This is a genomic window from Simiduia litorea, from assembly GCF_042853465.1.
In the GTDB taxonomy this organism is placed as follows: Bacteria; Pseudomonadota; Gammaproteobacteria; order Pseudomonadales; family Cellvibrionaceae; genus Simiduia; species Simiduia litorea.
The window spans coordinates 1414127-1432110 of record NZ_AP031497.1; the positions used below are offsets into that span (position 1 = coordinate 1414127).

Annotated in this window: 16 protein-coding genes; 14 read left to right on the top strand and 2 right to left on the bottom strand. The window is 50.1% G+C overall.

The window, feature by feature from the left end; genetic code table 11:
* The first annotated feature begins 199 nt into the window (after positions 1-199).
* The 12 genes from tilS to rpoS all read left to right on the top strand — a co-directional run bounded on the left by tilS (position 200) and on the right by rpoS (position 12027).
* Positions 200-1546, top strand: coding sequence for a tRNA lysidine(34) synthetase TilS (tilS, locus tag ACGHTT_RS06240; RefSeq protein ID WP_390594189.1), 1347 nt, complete (start codon positions 200-202; stop codon positions 1544-1546).
* A 297-nt stretch (positions 1547-1843) separates the two neighbouring features.
* Positions 1844-3475: a CTP synthase gene (locus ACGHTT_RS06245; RefSeq protein WP_390594190.1), complete on the top strand. Its 1632-nt coding sequence runs from the start codon at positions 1844-1846 to the stop codon at positions 3473-3475.
* A 9-nt stretch (positions 3476-3484) separates the two neighbouring features.
* Positions 3485-4333, top strand: a complete 849-nt coding sequence (kdsA, locus tag ACGHTT_RS06250; protein ID WP_390594191.1) for a 3-deoxy-8-phosphooctulonate synthase — start codon at positions 3485-3487, stop codon at positions 4331-4333.
* Between the two features lie 58 nt (positions 4334-4391).
* On the top strand, positions 4392-5681 hold the full coding sequence (gene eno / locus ACGHTT_RS06255) for a phosphopyruvate hydratase (protein WP_390594193.1): 1290 nt from the start codon (positions 4392-4394) through the stop codon (positions 5679-5681).
* Positions 5682-5758: 77 nt separating this feature from the next.
* On the top strand, positions 5759-6046 hold the full coding sequence (ftsB, locus tag ACGHTT_RS06260) for a cell division protein FtsB (protein WP_390594194.1): 288 nt from the start codon (positions 5759-5761) through the stop codon (positions 6044-6046).
* A complete protein-coding gene (gene ispD / locus ACGHTT_RS06265) occupies positions 6046-6756 on the top strand; it encodes a 2-C-methyl-D-erythritol 4-phosphate cytidylyltransferase (RefSeq protein ID WP_390594195.1) in 711 nt (236 codons plus the stop codon). The genes ftsB and ispD overlap by 1 nt, the downstream gene beginning before the upstream one ends.
* A 9-nt stretch (positions 6757-6765) precedes the next feature.
* Complete coding sequence (ispF, locus tag ACGHTT_RS06270) at positions 6766-7242, top strand: 2-C-methyl-D-erythritol 2,4-cyclodiphosphate synthase (RefSeq protein WP_390594196.1); 477 nt, start codon at positions 6766-6768, stop codon at positions 7240-7242.
* Positions 7239-8207, top strand: coding sequence for a tRNA pseudouridine(13) synthase TruD (truD, locus tag ACGHTT_RS06275; protein ID WP_390594197.1), 969 nt, complete (start codon positions 7239-7241; stop codon positions 8205-8207). Before ispF ends, truD begins: the two co-directional genes overlap by 4 nt.
* Positions 8208-8334: 127 nt before the next feature.
* A complete protein-coding gene (locus ACGHTT_RS06280; RefSeq protein ID WP_390594983.1) occupies positions 8335-8976 on the top strand; it encodes a protein-L-isoaspartate(D-aspartate) O-methyltransferase in 642 nt (213 codons plus the stop codon).
* Between the two features lie 20 nt (positions 8977-8996).
* On the top strand, positions 8997-9941 hold the full coding sequence (locus ACGHTT_RS06285; RefSeq protein WP_390594198.1) for a DUF368 domain-containing protein: 945 nt from the start codon (positions 8997-8999) through the stop codon (positions 9939-9941).
* Positions 9942-10181: 240 nt separating this feature from the next.
* On the top strand, positions 10182-10871 hold the full coding sequence (locus tag ACGHTT_RS06290) for a peptidoglycan DD-metalloendopeptidase family protein (protein WP_390594199.1): 690 nt from the start codon (positions 10182-10184) through the stop codon (positions 10869-10871).
* Positions 10872-11034: 163 nt separating this feature from the next.
* Positions 11035-12027 (top strand): RNA polymerase sigma factor RpoS, encoded by a 993-nt coding sequence (rpoS, locus tag ACGHTT_RS06295; protein WP_390594200.1) that lies wholly within the window; start codon positions 11035-11037, stop codon positions 12025-12027.
* Between the two features lie 78 nt (positions 12028-12105).
* Here rpoS and ACGHTT_RS06300 read toward each other — a convergent pair whose 3' ends face one another.
* Both ACGHTT_RS06300 and ACGHTT_RS06305 read right to left on the bottom strand, forming a co-directional pair.
* A complete protein-coding gene (locus tag ACGHTT_RS06300; protein ID WP_390594202.1) occupies positions 12106-14076 on the bottom strand; it encodes a VacB/RNase II family 3'-5' exoribonuclease in 1971 nt (656 codons plus the stop codon).
* A 123-nt stretch (positions 14077-14199) separates the two neighbouring features.
* A complete protein-coding gene (locus ACGHTT_RS06305) occupies positions 14200-14811 on the bottom strand; it encodes a TetR/AcrR family transcriptional regulator (RefSeq protein WP_390594203.1) in 612 nt (203 codons plus the stop codon).
* 116 nt (positions 14812-14927) lie between these two features.
* Here ACGHTT_RS06305 and ACGHTT_RS06310 point away from each other — a divergent pair, with 116 nt between their 5' ends.
* Positions 14928-15794, top strand: a complete 867-nt coding sequence (locus tag ACGHTT_RS06310) for a crotonase/enoyl-CoA hydratase family protein (RefSeq protein WP_390594204.1) — start codon at positions 14928-14930, stop codon at positions 15792-15794.
* A 12-nt stretch (positions 15795-15806) separates the two neighbouring features.
* A complete protein-coding gene (locus tag ACGHTT_RS06315) occupies positions 15807-17828 on the top strand; it encodes an FAD-dependent oxidoreductase (protein ID WP_390594206.1) in 2022 nt (673 codons plus the stop codon).
* The last annotated feature ends 156 nt before the right edge of the window (positions 17829-17984 follow it).

Genomic DNA, 17984 nt, shown 5'->3' on the forward strand with positions numbered 1-17984 from the left:
TTCAGGTGTCGGTTTCGGGTGTGGGTTCACGGTTGGCCTTAATTGACACAAGTTGGCAACCCGTTTGGCTCGAGATTGATGTAGGTTGGCCTAGGAACATTGCGTAATATGCATGACCAAGGCCAACTTCATTGCATCGTTAGATAAGCCCAATGCTGGCCAGTGAGGGCGTGAATTCGTTATTCTGCAGGCCTTGTGATTGTCGTACACCAATATGCCCTTATCCGTTGAAACGCTTTTAAAACACTTACCCCAGCAGCAACCGCTGTGGCTGGCTCTGTCTGGTGGCTTAGATTCTATGGTGCTACTGCACCTGTTGAGCCAGAGCGGCCTGAACGTTAAAGCGATTCATGTTAATCATCAGTTGTCGGTTTATGCGCGCCAATGGCAAGACCACTGCCAGTTAGCCTGCGATAAATTGGCCGTTGAGCTGGTGGTCAAAGTGGTTGATGTGATGCCTGAGGGACGCGGTTTGGAAGATGCTGCCCGACAGGCGCGCTTTGCCGCATTCAGTCAATGCCTAGCGCCTGATAGCGTGTTATTGACGGCCCATCACCGAGACGATCAAGCTGAAACCTTGCTACTACGGCTCCTGCGTGGCGCTGGGGTGCATGGTTTGCGGGGTATGTTGCCGGTGTCGCCGCTGTTGATCGAGGGGCGTGTCAGGGGGCAAATTATTCGACCTTTACTCGGCTGCTCTCGTGCTGAATTGGCGTTATATGCCCGCCAGCACCAACTTGACTGGGTCACCGACGATTCGAATGCAGATACCTCGCTGGATCGAAATTTTTTGCGCCACAAGGTGCTACCCACTATGGCGCAGCGCTGGCATGGCTTTACCCAGCGCTGGAGTGCGACAGCTAGCCATTTGGCCGAGGCGGCAGAGCTGTTGGATGAGTTGGCGGCACAAGATCTTAATACTTTGCCGCAGGCGGCCGAGCTAGACAAGTTTGGCAGTTCCCTGAGTTTGGCCTTTGTTCAACGTTTTTCCGCCCCAAGAGCGAAAAATTTGCTGCGCTACTGGTTGGCCGGTTTGGACCTAGCCCTAACCAGTGCCCAGCTTACTCAGCTGCTAGATCAATTAAGCCATGCTAGAGCGGATGCTCAGGTCGATGTGCAGGTCGCGAACAGGCATTTGCGGCGCTATCAAGGCAGGGTTTTTTGTACTCAGGAGCTTGCACCGACGCCCGAGGTTGCTGTTGAGCTTGGGCCCAATCAGCCCATTCAGTTTGGCGGTGGGGTTGTTGCCATGAGGTCGGCCGCTTATGGTCTGGCTCTACCGACATCCGGTAAATGGCTAGTGCGAGCCCGTGCTCAGGGCGAGCGATCGCACCCAGCTGGCCGAGCTCACTCGCAGGCCCTGAAGAAACTGCTTCAAGATGTGAACTTACCGCCTTGGTTGCGAAATCAACTGCCCCTGGTGTGCGACGGTCAGGTGGTATTGGCGGTTGGCGATCTGTGGCTGGAGCAAAGTGCCGGTGATCTGATCCCAAATGGCTACTTGTTAACGTGGGAAATTCCACAAATTAGCCACTCAAATGCATAAGCCGATTGAGGCTAGAAGCCTTTTCTGGTAGTCTGGCGTCCCATCTCTAGGGTGGTGGCTCTCGATTCCTCCCAACCGCAATTGTTCGTTAGAAAGCACCGGATAACGGTGAGGCTTTCTGGCGTTTTGTGCATTTGTGTGGTGTGAGCCAGCCCAGGGTTTTTGGTCTTTAATTGCAATACTCTGCGCGCAGACAGGTGTGTGTTGAGTGTTGTTGTTCGATCATGGCCCAGCTGTCTTTAAACACCGCAGTATTGACGATGTTCTTGCTGCTCTTAGTTCTGGAAAAAGGTTCTCATGACCCGTTATATCTTCGTTACCGGTGGTGTCGTTTCATCTTTGGGTAAAGGCATCGCCTCGGCATCTTTGGGCGCAATTTTGGAAGCTCGGGGTCAGCGAGTGACCATCCTAAAACTGGACCCGTACATTAATGTTGACCCGGGCACTATGAGCCCGTTTCAACACGGTGAAGTGTATGTTACCGGCGACGGCGCAGAGACCGATTTAGACTTGGGTCACTACGAGCGCTTTTTGAAGAGCAATATGACGCGGCGCAATAACTTCACCACCGGTCGCGTTTATGAAACCGTGTTGCGCAAAGAGCGCCGCGGTGATTATTTAGGCGGCACCGTGCAGGTGATTCCCCATATCACCGATGAGATTAAACGCCGAGTGCTTGAAGGCGGCGCTGATTATGATATCGCGCTGGTCGAAGTGGGTGGCACCGTTGGCGATATCGAATCACAACCCTTTTTAGAAGCTATTCGTCAGCTTAAGGTGGAGTTGGGTAGCAATCGTGCGCTGCTGATACATCTCACGCTGGTGCCTTATATTGCCACGGCCGGCGAGACCAAAACCAAGCCGACACAGCACTCGGTAAAAGAACTGCGTTCCATCGGCCTACAGCCCGACGTATTGCTGTGCCGCTCTGAAGTGGAAGTGGATGAAGATTCGCGCCGCAAGATTTCCCTATTTACCAACGTCGAAGAACGCGCTGTTGTGCCGCTGCCTGATTGCGACACCATTTATCGCATTCCTGGTCTACTTAAGGCGTCGGGTTTAGACAACTTTGTCGTAGAGCGTTTTGGTCTCGATTGCCCAGAAGCGGACTTATCCGAGTGGGACTTTGTGATTGATGGCAAACTCAACCCAGAGCGCGAAGTGACGGTTGCCATGGTCGGTAAATACATGGATCTATTGGATGCCTACAAATCCTTGAATGAATCTTTAAGCCACGCCGGTATTCACACCAAAACCAAAGTGACTGTGAATTATATCGACGCGGAAGATGTTGAAAAGAAAGGCGTAAAAATTCTGGAATCGGCCGACGCGATTCTCGTGCCTGGCGGCTTCGGTGAGCGCGGTGTTGAAGGTAAATTGATGGCGGTGCGCTATGCCCGTGAAAATAAAATACCTTATCTTGGTATCTGTTTAGGCATGCAGTCTGCGGTGATTGAATTCGCCCGCAATGTCTTGGGGCTTGAGGGCGCCAACAGCACCGAATTCAACAAGAAGTCTCCTCACCCAGTGGTGGGTTTGATTACCGAGTGGATTGATAAAGAAGGCAAGGTGGAAACCCGCGATGAATCTTCGGATTTAGGTGGCACTATGCGCTTAGGTGCGCAAGAGTGTCGCCTCGTTGCCGGCGCTAAAATACATGATATCTACAACGCCGATGTGATTGTTGAACGTCATCGCCACCGCTTTGAAGTGAACAACAATTATGTCGATCAGTTGCAAAAAGCCGGTTTAAAAATTGGTGGCTGGTCGGCCGATGACACCTTGGTAGAAACCGTAGAAATTGCCGATCACCCCTGGTTTGTGGCTTGCCAATTTCACCCGGAATTTACTTCAAAGCCTCGCGAGGGCCACCCTTTATTTATTAGCTATATAAAAGCGGCTATAGAACAACACGAAAAGGGCGCATAAGGAATGATCATGGATAAGACTATTAATGTCGGTAAACTCGATGTTGCCAACAATAAACCTTTCGTTCTGTTCGGTGGAATGAATGTATTAGAAAGCCGCGATATGGCAATGCAAGTTGCTGAAGCTTATGTGAAAGTCACAGAAAAGCTCGGCATTCCCTACGTGTTTAAAGCGTCGTTCGATAAAGCCAATCGCTCGTCTATTCACTCTTACCGCGGCCCAGGCATGGACGAGGGCTTGAAGATTTTTGAGGAAATCAAAAAGACATTCAACGTGCCAGTGATTACCGATGTGCATGAGATTCACCAGTGCCAGCCCGTGGCGTCGGTTTGCGATGTTATTCAGTTGCCAGCCTTTTTAGCCCGGCAGACAGATCTCGTTGAGGCCATGGCGAAAACCAATGCGGTGGTGAATATTAAGAAGCCTCAATTTCTCAGCCCCGCACAAATGAAAAACATTGTTGAAAAATTTCGCGAGTGCGGCAATGAACAAGTGATCCTGTGCGATCGCGGAACCTGTTTTGGTTACGACAATCTAGTAGTTGATATGCTGGGTTTTCGTACCATGAAAGAAGTCAGCGGTGGTGCGCCGGTGATTTTTGATGTAACGCATGCGCTGCAATGTCGTGACCCCTCTGGTGCAGCTTCCGGCGGTCGTCGGCAGCAGGTGGCGGAGCTTGCGCGTGCGGGTATGGCGTTGGGTTTGGCGGGCTTGTTTTTAGAGGCCCACCCCAATCCCGATCAAGCCAAATGTGATGGCCCGAGCGCTTTACCGCTAGAGAAGCTGGAATCTTTCCTTGCTCAAGTGAAGGCAGTGGATGATTTAGTGAAGAGCTTTTCTGATTTGCACATTGATTAAAAGCTCATAGAAGCTTTAACCAACTCATATTACGGATTTACAGCTGGAGTTTACACAGATGACTAAGATTGTTGACGTTCGCGCCTTTGAAGTGCTGGACAGCCGCGGCAACCCCACCGTTGAAGCGGATGTAGTGTTGGAAAACGGCATTGTTGGCAGCGCATGTGCACCGAGTGGCGCGTCCACCGGATCGCGCGAAGCGCTAGAGCTGCGCGATGGCGACAAGAGCCGCTATTTAGGTAAGGGTGTTTTAAAAGCGGTTAATAACATTAATACCACCATTAAAGCTTTGGTTGTTGGTATGGATGTGACCGATCAGCGCGCGCTTGATAATGCGATGATCAAAGCAGACGGTACGGAAAACAAAGCCGTACTCGGCGCCAATGCAATATTGGCGGTGTCGTTAGCGGCTGCAAAAGCGGCGGCGCAGGCGAAGGGTATGCCTTTGTATGCGCACATTGCCGAACTAAATGGCACGCCCGGCAAGTACACTATGCCTGTGCCCATGATGAATATTATCAACGGTGGTGAGCACGCCGATAACAATGTTGATATTCAAGAGTTTATGATCCAGCCCGTGAAGGCGAAAACCTTTACTGAAGCACTGCGTCAAGGTGCGGAAGTATTCCATGCACTGAAGAAAGTGCTGTCAGAGCGCGGCTTAAATACTGCTGTGGGTGACGAGGGTGGCTTTGCACCTAACCTGCCGTCCAATGAAGCTGCACTGCAAATTATTGGCGAAGCTGTTGCCAAAGCTGGCTATGTGTTGGGTGAAGATATGACCCTAGCCTTAGATTGTGCGTCATCTGAGTTCTATAAAGATGGCAAGTACGATTTGGCGGGTGAAGGCAAGGTGTTTAGCGCGCCTGAGTTTGCCGATTACCTAAGTGGATTGGCCGACAAGTACCCGATTTTATCGATCGAAGACGGTATGGATGAGAGCGATTGGGCGGGCTGGGCAGATTTAACGACCAAAGCCGGCCACAAGGTTCAGCTAGTGGGTGATGATTTATTTGTAACCAACACCAAAATATTGCGTGAAGGTATCGAGAAGAAGATCGCCAACTCAATTCTGATTAAGTTTAATCAGATAGGTTCTTTATCTGAAACTTTAGATGCTATCAAGATGGCACAGGACGCAGGCTATACCGCGGTGATTTCACACCGTAGCGGTGAAACTGAAGATACAACCATCGCTGATTTGGCCGTAGCTACGGCGGCTGGTCAAATTAAGACCGGTTCACTGTGTCGCTCTGATCGCGTTGCAAAATATAATCGATTAGTGCGCATTGAAGCGGAGCTAGGTGCTAAGGCGCCTTACCGTGGGCGTGCAGAGTTCAAGGCTTAATTGCTAGTGTGATAAGGACGGGCAGCTTGCTGCCCGTTTTTTGTTTTCGATAACTAAAAATGTAAAAATCTATTGTCATGAAATGGATTCTACCCCTTCTTATCGCTCTTATCGTAGGGCTGCAATATCGCCTTTGGGTGGGCGAGGGTAGTTATGCGGAAATTTCCCGCTTGCAGGACGATATTGTTAGCCAACAGGCCGAAAACGAAAAAATGCGCGAGCGCAACCGTGTGTTAGCGGTAGAGGTAGAAGAACTTAAGTCTGGTTTAGATAGTGTTGAAGAGCGAGCACGGCTTGAAATGGGCATGATAAAAGAGGGTGAAACCTTCTATATGCTCATCGAAAAAGATAAAGGTCGACGCTAGTGCCAGCCACTCAGCCACCGAAAATTTGGATTATTGTTCCTGCTGCAGGCATTGGTGCTCGCATGGAATCGGCTGTGCCAAAGCAGTATTTGCCGTTAGCTGCATCCACGGTGTTAGAGCAAACGCTGAGCGTATTGCTGCGCGCCAAATATCTCGCCGAAATTGTCGTCTGCCTGCATCCTGATGATGTTCAGTTTGATCAACTGCCATCCTTGAAACAGTCAAACATAATTAAAACCTTAGGCGGTGCAGAGCGTTCCGACTCAGTGTTGTGTGGTTTAGCCGCGATTGCAGAAAAGGTTGCGTCATCGGACTGGGTTTTGGTGCACGATGCGGCAAGGCCTTGTTTAACCGCAAAGCTGTTAAATGGTTTTATCGATACGGTTGTGGCTGAACAACTCGGCGGTATTTTGGCAATACCGGTGGCGGACACCTTAAAACAGGTAGAGCCTAGCACTCGGCAAGTGATTGCCACACGAGATCGCGCCAATTTATGGCAGGCGCAAACACCGCAGATGTTTCAATACTCAGAACTCTTGCTCGCCCTGAATTCTGCGATTAAACATAGCCAAGCTATTACCGACGAAGCGAGTGCAATTGAGCTGCTTGGTAAAACTGTCCGAATCATCCCTGGTTCTACAGACAATATTAAAATCACCCGCCCAGAAGATTTGCGCTTGGCAAATTTAATTTTGCAAGCCAACCAATAGAGATTGTTCATGAGAATTGGCCACGGATATGACGTTCACGCCTTCGGCGAAGGCGAAAAAATTGTTATTGCTGGTGTAGTGATCCCTTACCACCAAGGTTTGGTGGCGCATTCTGATGGCGATGTTTTACTGCATGCGTTGTGTGATGCTTTGCTGGGCGCTTGCGCACTGGGTGATATCGGTAAGCATTTTCCGGATACGGATATGCAATACAAAAATGCCGATAGCCGTGCGCTACTGCGAATGGTATTTGCCAAGGTCAAAGCGAAAGGATTTCGTGTCGCCAATACCGATATGACCATTGTGGCTCAGGCGCCGAAAATGGCGCCGTATATTGAGCGCATGGTAAGCAACGTCGCCGAGGATCTCGGATTGAACATCGATCAAGTTAACATTAAAGCAACAACCACGGAAAAGTTAGGTTTTACCGGGCGCAAAGAAGGTATTGCCTGCTACGCCGTTGTGTTGTTGGAGAATGCTGAGTGACTGAGCCCTCTACGTTTTCGATTGATTTCCCCTTTGCCTACGGTAAACCAGCGGTAAGCGCCAAGTTTCGTACCGAGTGTGAAGATTTCGTGGTAAATGAGATCTTAGGGTTTGAGGCATCCGGTGATGGTGAGCACGTTGTGTTGGAAGTGTTAAAGCGCGACGACAATACGCCGTGGGTTGCCAAGCAGATTGCCCGTATAGCTGGGGTAAAGCCAATGGATGTTGGCTACTGTGGCTTGAAAGATCGTCGCGCGGTTACGCGGCAATGGTTTAGTGTTTATTTGCCTAAGCCAAAAGCCATAGATTGGCGACTGCTCAACGGCGATACCATCCAATATTTGTCACACACACAGCACAATAAGAAATTACGTAGGGGGGAGCACGCGGCGAATCAATTTATTATTCGGCTGCGCGATGTTCAGGGCGATACTGACGGTATAGAGCAGCGATTGCTCGCTATAAAGAAGGGTGGCGTGCCCAACTACTTTGGCGAGCAGCGCTTTGGTCGGGAGCAAGCGAATTTACATCAGGTTGATGAGTTGTTTTCCCGCCGGGTGCGCAATAAAAACCCGCAACAAAAGGGCATGGTTTTATCGGCCGCTCGGAGCTGGGTATTTAATCAAGTATTGGCTGCTCGCGTGGCGCATGCGGATTGGCAGGCATTGCTTGACGGCGAGCCGCAGCCCTATGCCAGTGGTCCGCTTTGGGGGCGCGGCCGGAATCTGGCAACAGGTCTATTAGGTGAGTTTGAAGCAGATGTTTTGACGCCTTGGCAGGCTTGGTGCGACGGCTTGGAGCATGCGGGCTTGAGTCAAGAGCGTCGGGCGCTGGTGCAAACGCCGATCGATTTTGCTTGGCGCTGGGAGGGGCAGCACTTGGTGCTTGAATTTAGTTTAGCACCGGGCCAGTTTGCCACCTCGCTGTTACGTGAAATTGCTGATTTAGAACTCGTAGAAGAATAAGGCATTTTGGTTTGCTGTGATATAGTTCACGGCGATGCGAAGAGGCATTGGCCCTCGAACGACAATGAAAAACAAGAATGAATTTGGGAGTTAATGCGTGACTAATCTCATGTTGCAGGGTGTCGGAATGACCTCTCAGCGCACCCGCGAGCGCCTGATTCAGCGGTTGATGGAGCAGGGTGTTACCAATGAGCAGGTGCTCGACATCATTCGCAATACGCCCCGCCATATTTTTTTGGACGAGGCGCTTTCCCATCGAGCCTATGAAGACTCTTCCCTGCCGATTGGTTTTGGTCAGACATTATCTCAGCCATACATTGTTGCGCGCATGACGGAATTGTTAGTGGGCGCTTCGGGTAAGTTGGATAAAGTATTGGAGATAGGTACCGGATCTGGCTATCAAACTGTGGTTTTGGCGCAATTGGTTAAGCAATTATACAGCGTTGAGCGCATCAAACCCCTGCAAGATAAAGCGCGCGATCGACTTAAGACACTGGGCTTGCGCAATGTTTTCTTGAAACATGCCGACGGCGGCTTTGGCTGGCCTGAAAAAGGACCTTACGACGCAATCTTGAGTGCGGCAGCGCCGAGAGTGGTACCTGAAAGTCTTAAGCAACAACTGGCGCCAGGTGGCGTATTGGTCATTCCCGTTGGTGGCGATCAACAGGAACTGCAATTAATAATGCGTGATGGCGACTCAGATACCTTTGTCACCCGCAGCATTGAACCGGTAAAGTTCGTGCCTTTATTGTCTGGCACAACCCGCTAATTAACCACGGCTCCCTAACTATGAATGCGACTATTCGACGGTATCTGCCTATTTATTTGAAAGGCATGGCAATGGGGGCTGCGGATGTAGTTCCAGGTGTTTCTGGCGGCACTGTCGCTTTTGTAACCGGCATTTATGATGAGTTTCTGAATTCGCTACAAAGTATTCGTCCATCGACGTTAAAGCTGCTATTAACCGAAGGGCCCAAAAGCGCTTGGCAGGCCATCAACGGTAATTTTTTAATTACCGTCATTGCCGGTATCGCCACCAGCTTATTTACGTTTGCTGGCATTATTAGTTATTGCTTAGCGACCTACCCGCTACTCGTTTGGTCGCTATTTTTTGGTCTTATCTTTGCGTCCTCTGTCTATATGTTTCGTCAGCTGGAGACGCGTGGCTGGTCGCAAATTGCCGGCTTGCTGATTGGCTTGCTCATTGCGGGGGGCATTAGTATTGTTCGGCCAACAGAATTTCCGCCTTATGATTGGATGTTATTTTTTGCCGGTGCCTTGGCGATTTGCGCAATGATTTTACCGGGTATCTCTGGCAGCTTTATTCTATTGCTTATCGGTGCTTACCCGCTATTTCTACACGCCCTTAAGACGCCTGATTTTATTATGTTGGGTTATTTTATTGGTGGCTGTGTGGTTGGGCTACTGCTGTTTTCCCATGTGTTAGGCTGGCTCCTGTCCCGATTTCGGGCGCTCACCTTATCGGTATTAACGGGCTTCTTGTTCGGTTCTCTCAGCGTGATTTGGCCATGGAAACATGTGCTTGAGATGCGAGTGAATAGCAAGGGCGAGACGGTACCGTTTATTCAAGAAAATGTACTTCCGCTACAATTTGAAAAAATGACTGGTGTCGACTCTCAGTGGTTGCCTTGTCTGTTAGCGGCAATATTGGGTTGTATACTGGTGTTTGGGATTGAATGGGTAGCTAATCAGGTGGCACGTAAGTCCTCTTGAAATCAACGGCAATCCATTCGGAAGTTGCGTTGCATCACATTTTAAAGGCAATATTTTTAGACGAATTTGAAATAACTTATGGTTATTAATTGCCATTGGAAATATATCAGTGCGGGATAAATGAGCCGAAACAGCATTAATCAAGTAGCCGCTCAATGCGCATGGTGTGGCCAAGGTGGCAGATATTTGCTCCTTGTACTTGCCGTGTATCTGGTTATTAGCTGTTCATCTGGCGGTGGAATGGCCCCTGTTAGCGATAGAACCAGCCCTTCCCCTGTGAACCCACCGCAGTACCACCTCGTTCAAAAAGGCGACACGCTATATTCCATCGCCTGGCGTTATGGTGTTGATTATAAAGAACTTTCTGTCCGCAACGGCATTTCAAAAGGGTATGTTATTTACCCTGGCCAGAAAATATACCTGGATACCAGAAATCTAAATGTGACCAGTAAGTCACCGAGTGTCAAAAAACCGTCGCCGGCTACATCGCAAACCTCTGTGGCCAAAACGCCGCCCCGTACTGTGACTAAACCCTCAGCTGCACAAGCGACTTATGCCCACTTCACGTGGCAGTGGCCAGCGCGAGGGAGAATCATTCGCAATTACTCGCCGAAAAGTGGCTTGAATAAGGGGATTGATATTGAAGGGCGTTTAGGAGAGCCTGTGCTTTCCGCTGCACCGGGAACGGTGGTGTATTCGGGGGACGGTTTAAGGGGGTACGGGAAACTCCTCATTATTAAACACAATGAGACCTTCCTAAGTGCCTACGCACACAACCATCAATTATTAGTAAAAGAAGGAGAAAGTGTTAAAGGCAATCAGAAAATTGCCGAAATAGGGTCAAGTGGTACTGATACCACTAAGCTGCACTTCGAAATACGACGCGAAGGAAAACCGGTGGACCCGCTACTGTATTTACCTAAACGGTAGTGGAAAAAACAACTGGGCGTGAAGTGAGTGTAAGCCGACATTTAGCCAATAATGATAAGCAGTACAAACTGCAGGCTAAATAGTCCGTCAAGGGTGTAGGGTTTGGGAAGCGCTAATCGGTGCTTTCGTGGATTTTGCTAACCGAGAAAAAAGGGCTAGAACTATGGCAGTACAAAATAACAGGGACATTGAATCCTACGGAAATGACGACGTTCTGGTGCATGGGGCAGATGAGTTATTAAAGACCAAGCACAAAGACAGTAAAAGCGACAAGACACGTTTAACCAGTGCTTTTGAAGAGGCTGGTACCTACCAAAAAACATTAGATGCAACGCAGCTATACCTCAATGAAATCGGCTTTTCCCCGCTCTTATCGGCGGAGGAAGAAGTTTATTTTTCTCGCAAAGCCCTGAAGGGTGACGAAAGTGCTCGAAAGCGCATGATCGAGAGCAACCTACGTTTGGTTGTTAAGATTGCGCGTCGCTACGTTAATCGTGGTTTAGCACTGCTGGATTTAATTGAAGAAGGCAATTTAGGCTTGATTCGGGCCGTGGAAAAGTTTGATCCTGAAAGGGGTTTCCGTTTTTCTACCTACGCGACTTGGTGGATTCGTCAGACCATCGAGCGCGCAATCATGAATCAGACCCGCACCATTCGATTGCCCATACATGTGGTGAAGGAGCTCAATGTTTACTTGCGGGCAGCTCGAGAGCTAACGCAGAAGCTAGACCATGAGCCTACGCCAGATGAAATTGCCACACTCTTAGAGAAGCCTGTTGCCGATGTAGAGCGCATGCTGAAACTTAATGAGCGCGTTACTTCGATGGATGTGCCCATGGGGCCGTCGTCGGACAAAGCTCTAGTCGATTCTATTCCCGACCAACAAGAGTCTGATCCCGTGATGTTATTACAGGACACAGATTTACACGACAGCCTCGACGGTTGGTTGTGTGAGTTGACCGAGAAGCAGCGTGAAGTGATTGCAAGGCGCTTTGGCTTGCGAGGCTTCGAAACTAGCACGCTGGAGGAGGTGGGCCGCGAAATCGGTTTGACGCGCGAGCGAGTTCGTCAAATACAGGTTGAGGCACTCAAGCGACTACGCGATATTTTGGAAAAGCAAGGTCTTGATGGCGATGCACTTTTTGGTGCCGCGTAGAGAAACTTTTTCAAACAATAGCACGAAAATAAACCCGACGCGTTCGGGTTTATTTTTGCCTGCTTACTAAATCCTAATCTAGCCCACTAACGAAAAGTTTATTTTTCGGGTATCGCTTTCTATCGAGTCTAGTTTGACTTTGACATTGGCATCGAGATGTAAAACAGTGTCTACCCCTTCAGGGTTACTGATGGTTAGCGTGAGTGCGATGGGGTCAAAGGCTGGTTTACATTCACGATTGCGCACTAACACGAAGCCTTCAGCACCATTGGCATCGAGACGAACACCCACGCCTGCGCTGTTAACCATACTGATTTGGCCGGTAAACTCCTGCCCGATAAAACCTTGTAAGTATTGGCAAACCAGCCAGCTCTCAGCTTGCTTGACGGCTTGTCGGCCTTTGCCGATAGCTAGCTGTAGCGCTGTGACTACTTCTGGTGAGGCGCTAGCGTAGGATTGGTTTGCTAACCAGCCACAAATAACCTGTTGGTTGTACAGGTCGTGATATCGACGGATAGGCGAGGTAATGGTGGCGTAGTGTTTAAAGCCTAAACCTAAGTGTGGCTCTGCTTCCAAGCGCAGTTGGCCAGGTTGCAGTTGGCGCCTGAAATTAGACAGTAGTCGCTGTTCGTTTCTCGACTCCAAACCTTTCACCAAGGCGACATAGCCCTCTAAGGTATTCGCGTCTAACGATGCCTCGGGTTGATCGGCAAGCATCTGTTGAAGCGTTTCTAATCGTTCGGGTTTTGGGCCTGCGTGGGTGGAGAAGATGCCCGGTAAGTTTTCACGAGCAAAAAATTCGCCAGCGGCGATATTTGCGGCCAGCATGGCCTCTTCAACAATCTGATGCGCGGGGGTGCGAGCAAGAATATGTATAGCGGCAATTTTTTGCGTGTCCGTGAGTTCAAATTCATAGTCGGCGCGATCATCCATAATCAGCGTATTCGCTGCTCGCCACTCGCGTCTTATTGCGCTCCAGTGAAAGAGCGCATCGATACACGTATGATGGCTGGGGTTGAGCGCAGCTTTTTCTCCGCGTAAATAATTGGCCACTTGTTGATAGTTTAATCGGCCTTTGGATTGAATGTTGGCCCGCTCGAATGTGACCTCGCCCATTGCACCGGTTTGATCGAAGTGCATTTTTACAACCAAGGCCCGACGAATGGCGCCTTCGATCAGAGATAAGCTTTGATGAGATAGTATTTCTGGCAGCATCGTTTGATGGTTGCCGGGGAAATAGAGCGTGTTGGCGAGCTGACGCGCGGTCGCTAAAATTTCACTGCTGTCTGGAATGACGCTGCTGGGCTGTGCAATAGCCACGCGAATAATAACGCCGCCATTTTCTGCGTCGTCAATGTGGATGGCGTCATCCATATCTTGGGTATTCGCAGAATCGATGGTAACGAAATCCAATGCCGTTAGGTCTTGCCAGTCTGTGTCACCGGCGTTGGCATTAACCAATGATTGATGGATGCGCTCCGCTTCAAGATTATTGTCTGTATGCAGCTTGACTGCATTGAAGGGAATATCAAATTTTGCACACATATATTTGGTTTCGATGCCGGCACTGTCATCGGAACCTAAATTAAGATCAACACCCGCTTGTGCTTTGCCTTGGCTATGAAAAGGGTGTTGCTGGATACTGCAAAGTAGGTAATCGCCGGGCGCTGCATGTTTGCGCGCTTTGGGTGGTAAAAAAATCCAACGGCTGAGTTGCGGTAGGTCGGGTGCAACAAAGTGGCCTTGGCCACGCACCACATATTTACCGACAAATTGCTTAAGTGGCGACTCAATGAGTTGCTCGAGGTTGGCCTCAAATTTGCCGGATTGTTTGCCATCGCTGATTTCGTTAACAATGACTTCAACACGATCACCGGGCAATACGCGGTCCATTTGTTCAGGCGCTAAGAATGCATCTCGCCCATCATCTAAATGGACAAAACCAAAGCGCGATTGCGTGCCCCGAACGGTGCCTGTTGCTATGTCTCTGTTGTCGCGAATTGTTTGTTTCAGCTGCGATAATTGCTGCAGGGCTGATATATCAAGCATGGAGTCTTCTCGAGGCAAAATTGGGCGCTCATCATAGCAAAACCTAGCTCGCCTCGCTGCAACTTGGTTGTTAATTGAGGTGGTGTGAAGTGATGAGGCTGTATCGCGGTTGGCGGGCCGCACTTAGGCTCGGCTAAATAGCTCGCCGACGCATTGGCATATTTCATCGAGGTGGTTTGAATCCGCGTAGACGCCATCGATAACCAGTTGTGCGAGACCGTGCAGGGTGCCCCAGGTAACTTGTGTGAGCCGTAAGCTGTCTTGATCTTGCGGCAAAATACCGCACGACTGCCACGCCTTAACCGCGCTTAAGTGCTGCTTAAAGGATTGGTAGGCGACGCCTTTGAGGCTGTCATCGGCCAAATTCTGGCGCCACAGCGTGTGCCCGAACATGAGGCTATAGCGGGCGGGGTTTTGTGTGGCGTAGTCCAAGTAGTTGCGGGCAAATAAGCCGTAGCGTTGGGCTGGGGTGAGGCTGCTCTGTTGGCCAATGCTCGCCATGATTGATTCGAGTTCGGCAAAGCCCTCGGCGGCAATGGCACACAGGAGTGCATGCTTGTCTTTAAAGTGGTGATACAAGGCTGTTCGAGATACGCCGACGTTATCTGCTAGCCTTCTTAAGCTAAGGCTTTCTATACCCTCGTTCGCCAACAGTGAAGCAGCCTCCTGCAAGAGGCTTTTACGCAGATCGCCGTGATGGTAGGGCCGAGAATCTTTGGTAGGGGCTTTATTCATGGCGAGAATCTATCAGTGTATCTTGACAGTGTCAAAATAGAGCTTTATCTTGACGCTGTAAAGTTTAGGTTGTGGCAGCTTCTGCTGCCCATTTAATGGCAAAAAAAGGAGAGGTTATGCACCCCTTACAGACCGAGCTTGCCGACATGGCGGCGCTATCCTTAACGGTTGATGGCGCAGTGGCACACTTGGTGTTGAATCGCCCTGATGCCCTGAACACCCTCAATACAGCCTTCTGGCAAGAGTTGCCGAAAGCGTTACGCGCCATCGGTGCAACGGCCGACATTCGTGCACTCGTGATTTCATCTACCGGTAAGCATTTCACTGCCGGTATGGACTTGAATGTCTTCGCCGGCCTCAATGGCCCAGAGTTTCAGCTTGAAGCCTCGCGCCGTGCTGAGATGATTCGCCGCTGGGTGCTCGAACTTCAAGCCTGCTTTAATTTGCTGGAGGAAATCCGAATCCCCGTACTTATGGCCGTCCAAGGGGGTTGCATCGGTGGCGGTATCGACATGATTGCCGCCGCTGACTGTCGCTATGCCACGGAAAACGCGTTTTTTACTATCAAAGAAATCGACCTGGCCATGACTGCTGATCTCGGCACATTGCAGCGCTTACCCACGCTCATGCCTCAAGGTGTGGTCAGGGAGTTGGCTTATACCGGGCGAAAATTTAGCGCCCAAGAAGCGCTGCGCTATGGCCTAGTCAATGAGGTCTATAGCGATCACGACACCATGATTGCGGCCGTTATGGCCATAGCACACACCATTGCCGGCCACTCACCTATGGCCATTCATGGCACCAAAGAGATGTTGAATTACGCTCGCGATAACAGCGTTGCGGATGGGCTGCGCTACGCCGCTACGTGGCAGAGCGGCATGTTTCATGCGCATGAAGTTCTCGAGGCCATGAGTGCCGGCTTTGAAAAACGCGCCCCTGTGTTTGAAAACTTACAACCCAATATTCCAAAAATAACCCGTTAGAGCGAGACAGCTATGAGCCATCCAAACTACCCAAATTTGTTAGCCCCGCTAGATCTTGGTTTTACGCAACTGAAAAACCGCGTGCTGATGGGGTCAATGCACACGGGCCTCGAAGAGGCTGAAAATGGCTTTGAGCGCATGGCGGCTTATTTTGCCGAGCGCGCCAAGGGCGGTGTTGGTTTAATCGTCACCGGCGGTTTTGCGCCTAATCGCGAAGGCGCCACCAGCGATCACGCCGGCGGCATGGAGACCGAGCAAGACGCTGAAAACCACAAGTTGATTACCGACGCCGTGCATAAAGAAGGTGGTAAAATTTGTATGCAAATTTTGCATACCGGCCGCTACGCTTTTTCAGAAAAACTTATTGCACCTTCTGCCATCCAAGCACCGATTAATTTTTTTACCCCGCGGGAAGTGACGCAAGCGGATATCGAACAGCAAATTGCCGACTTTGCTCGCTGCGCACATCTGGCACAGCAAGCAGGTTATGACGGCGTTGAGGTGATGGGTAGCGAGGGCTACTTTATTAACCAATTTATTGTCAAACACACCAACCACCGCAACGATAGCTGGGGCGGCGAATATGAAAATCGCATGCGTTTTGCGGTTGAAGTGGTTAGAGCTGTGCGAGAAAAGGTTGGCCCGGAATTCATAATCATTTATCGCTTGTCCATGTTGGATCTGGTCGAGCAGGGTAGCTCTTACGACGAAGTGATCAAGCTTGGTAAGGCCATTGAAGCGGCGGGTGCGACCATTATTAATACCGGCATCGGCTGGCATGAAGCGCGCATTCCTACCATTGCGACAAAAGTGCCGCGCGCGGCTTTTACTTGGGTAACGGCAAAAGTTCGCAAGGCTTTATCAGTTCCGGTCATTACCTCAAACCGTATTAATACGCCCGAAGTGGCCGAAGAAGTATTGGCTCGGGGTGATGCCGATATGATTTCTATGGCACGTCCATTTTTAGCGGACGCGGAGTTTGTTAACAAAGCGGCGGAAAACCGTGCCGATGAAATCAACACCTGTATCGGCTGTAACCAAGCGTGTTTGGATCATGTGTTCAGTTTAAAAATGAGTAGCTGTTTGGTGAACCCCCGCGCCTGCCATGAAACTGAATTGGTGATTAGCCCAGCGGCGAGTAAAAAGAAATTTGCTGTCGTGGGTGCCGGTCCTGCAGGCTTAGCTTTTGCGACAACAGCGGCGGAACGTGGTCATGATGTCACCTTGATTGACGCCGCGGCCGAAATTGGCGGGCAGTTTAATATCGCCAAGCGCGTGCCGGGCAAAGAAGAGTTTTATGAAACCTTGCGTTACTTTAAGCGCAAGCTTGAAATTACTGGCGTCAAGGTAACGTTAAATACCCGTGTCGATGCCGCAGCGCTCAATGAACTGGATGTTGACGAGGTTGTACTGGCAACCGGTATTTCACCGCGCTTGCCAGATATAGAGGGCATTGATAATGAGAAGGTGATGACTTACCTCGATGTGTTTGCCGGTAAAGCGGTAGGTTCAAAAGTCGCTATTATTGGTGCTGGAGGCATTGGTTTCGATGTGGCTGAATTTATTACCCACAGTGGCAAATCTACGTCTCTCGATATCCCCGCCTTTATGGCCGAGTGGGGTGTCGATATGACTATGGGCGCGAGGGGTGGCGTTGCCGGTGTCAAAGCCGCGCACCATCGCGCCGATAAAGATGTTTGGTTATTGCAGCGCAAAACGTCGAAGGTCGGTGCTGGCTTAGGTAAAACAACCGGCTGGATTCACCGTACCGGGTTGAAACACAAGGGCGTTAACATGGTGCCTGGTTGTGAATATGTAAAAATTGACGCGGCGGGCTTACATCTGAAGTTGGGCGAAGAACAGCAGGTGTTAGATGTTGATTCAGTAATTATTTGCGCAGGCCAAGAGCCTCGGCGCGAGCTGGTGGATGGATTAAAGAAACCTGTGCACCTAATCGGTGGTGCAGATGTGGCCGCTGAGTTAGATGCGAAGCGTGCCATCAATCAGGGCACGCGTTTAGCGGCACAGCTATAAAATCCAATACCCAGCGGGTGCAATGCCCGCTGGGTACCTATTATTCCCTTTTGACTACGTCTTCATGAATAGCCAATACCTACCCGTTAGTCTGTTAACCGAAAGGCGCTTGGTTTAGGCCGCTCAGTGTCGAGCTTTCACACTACCCACTTTGAA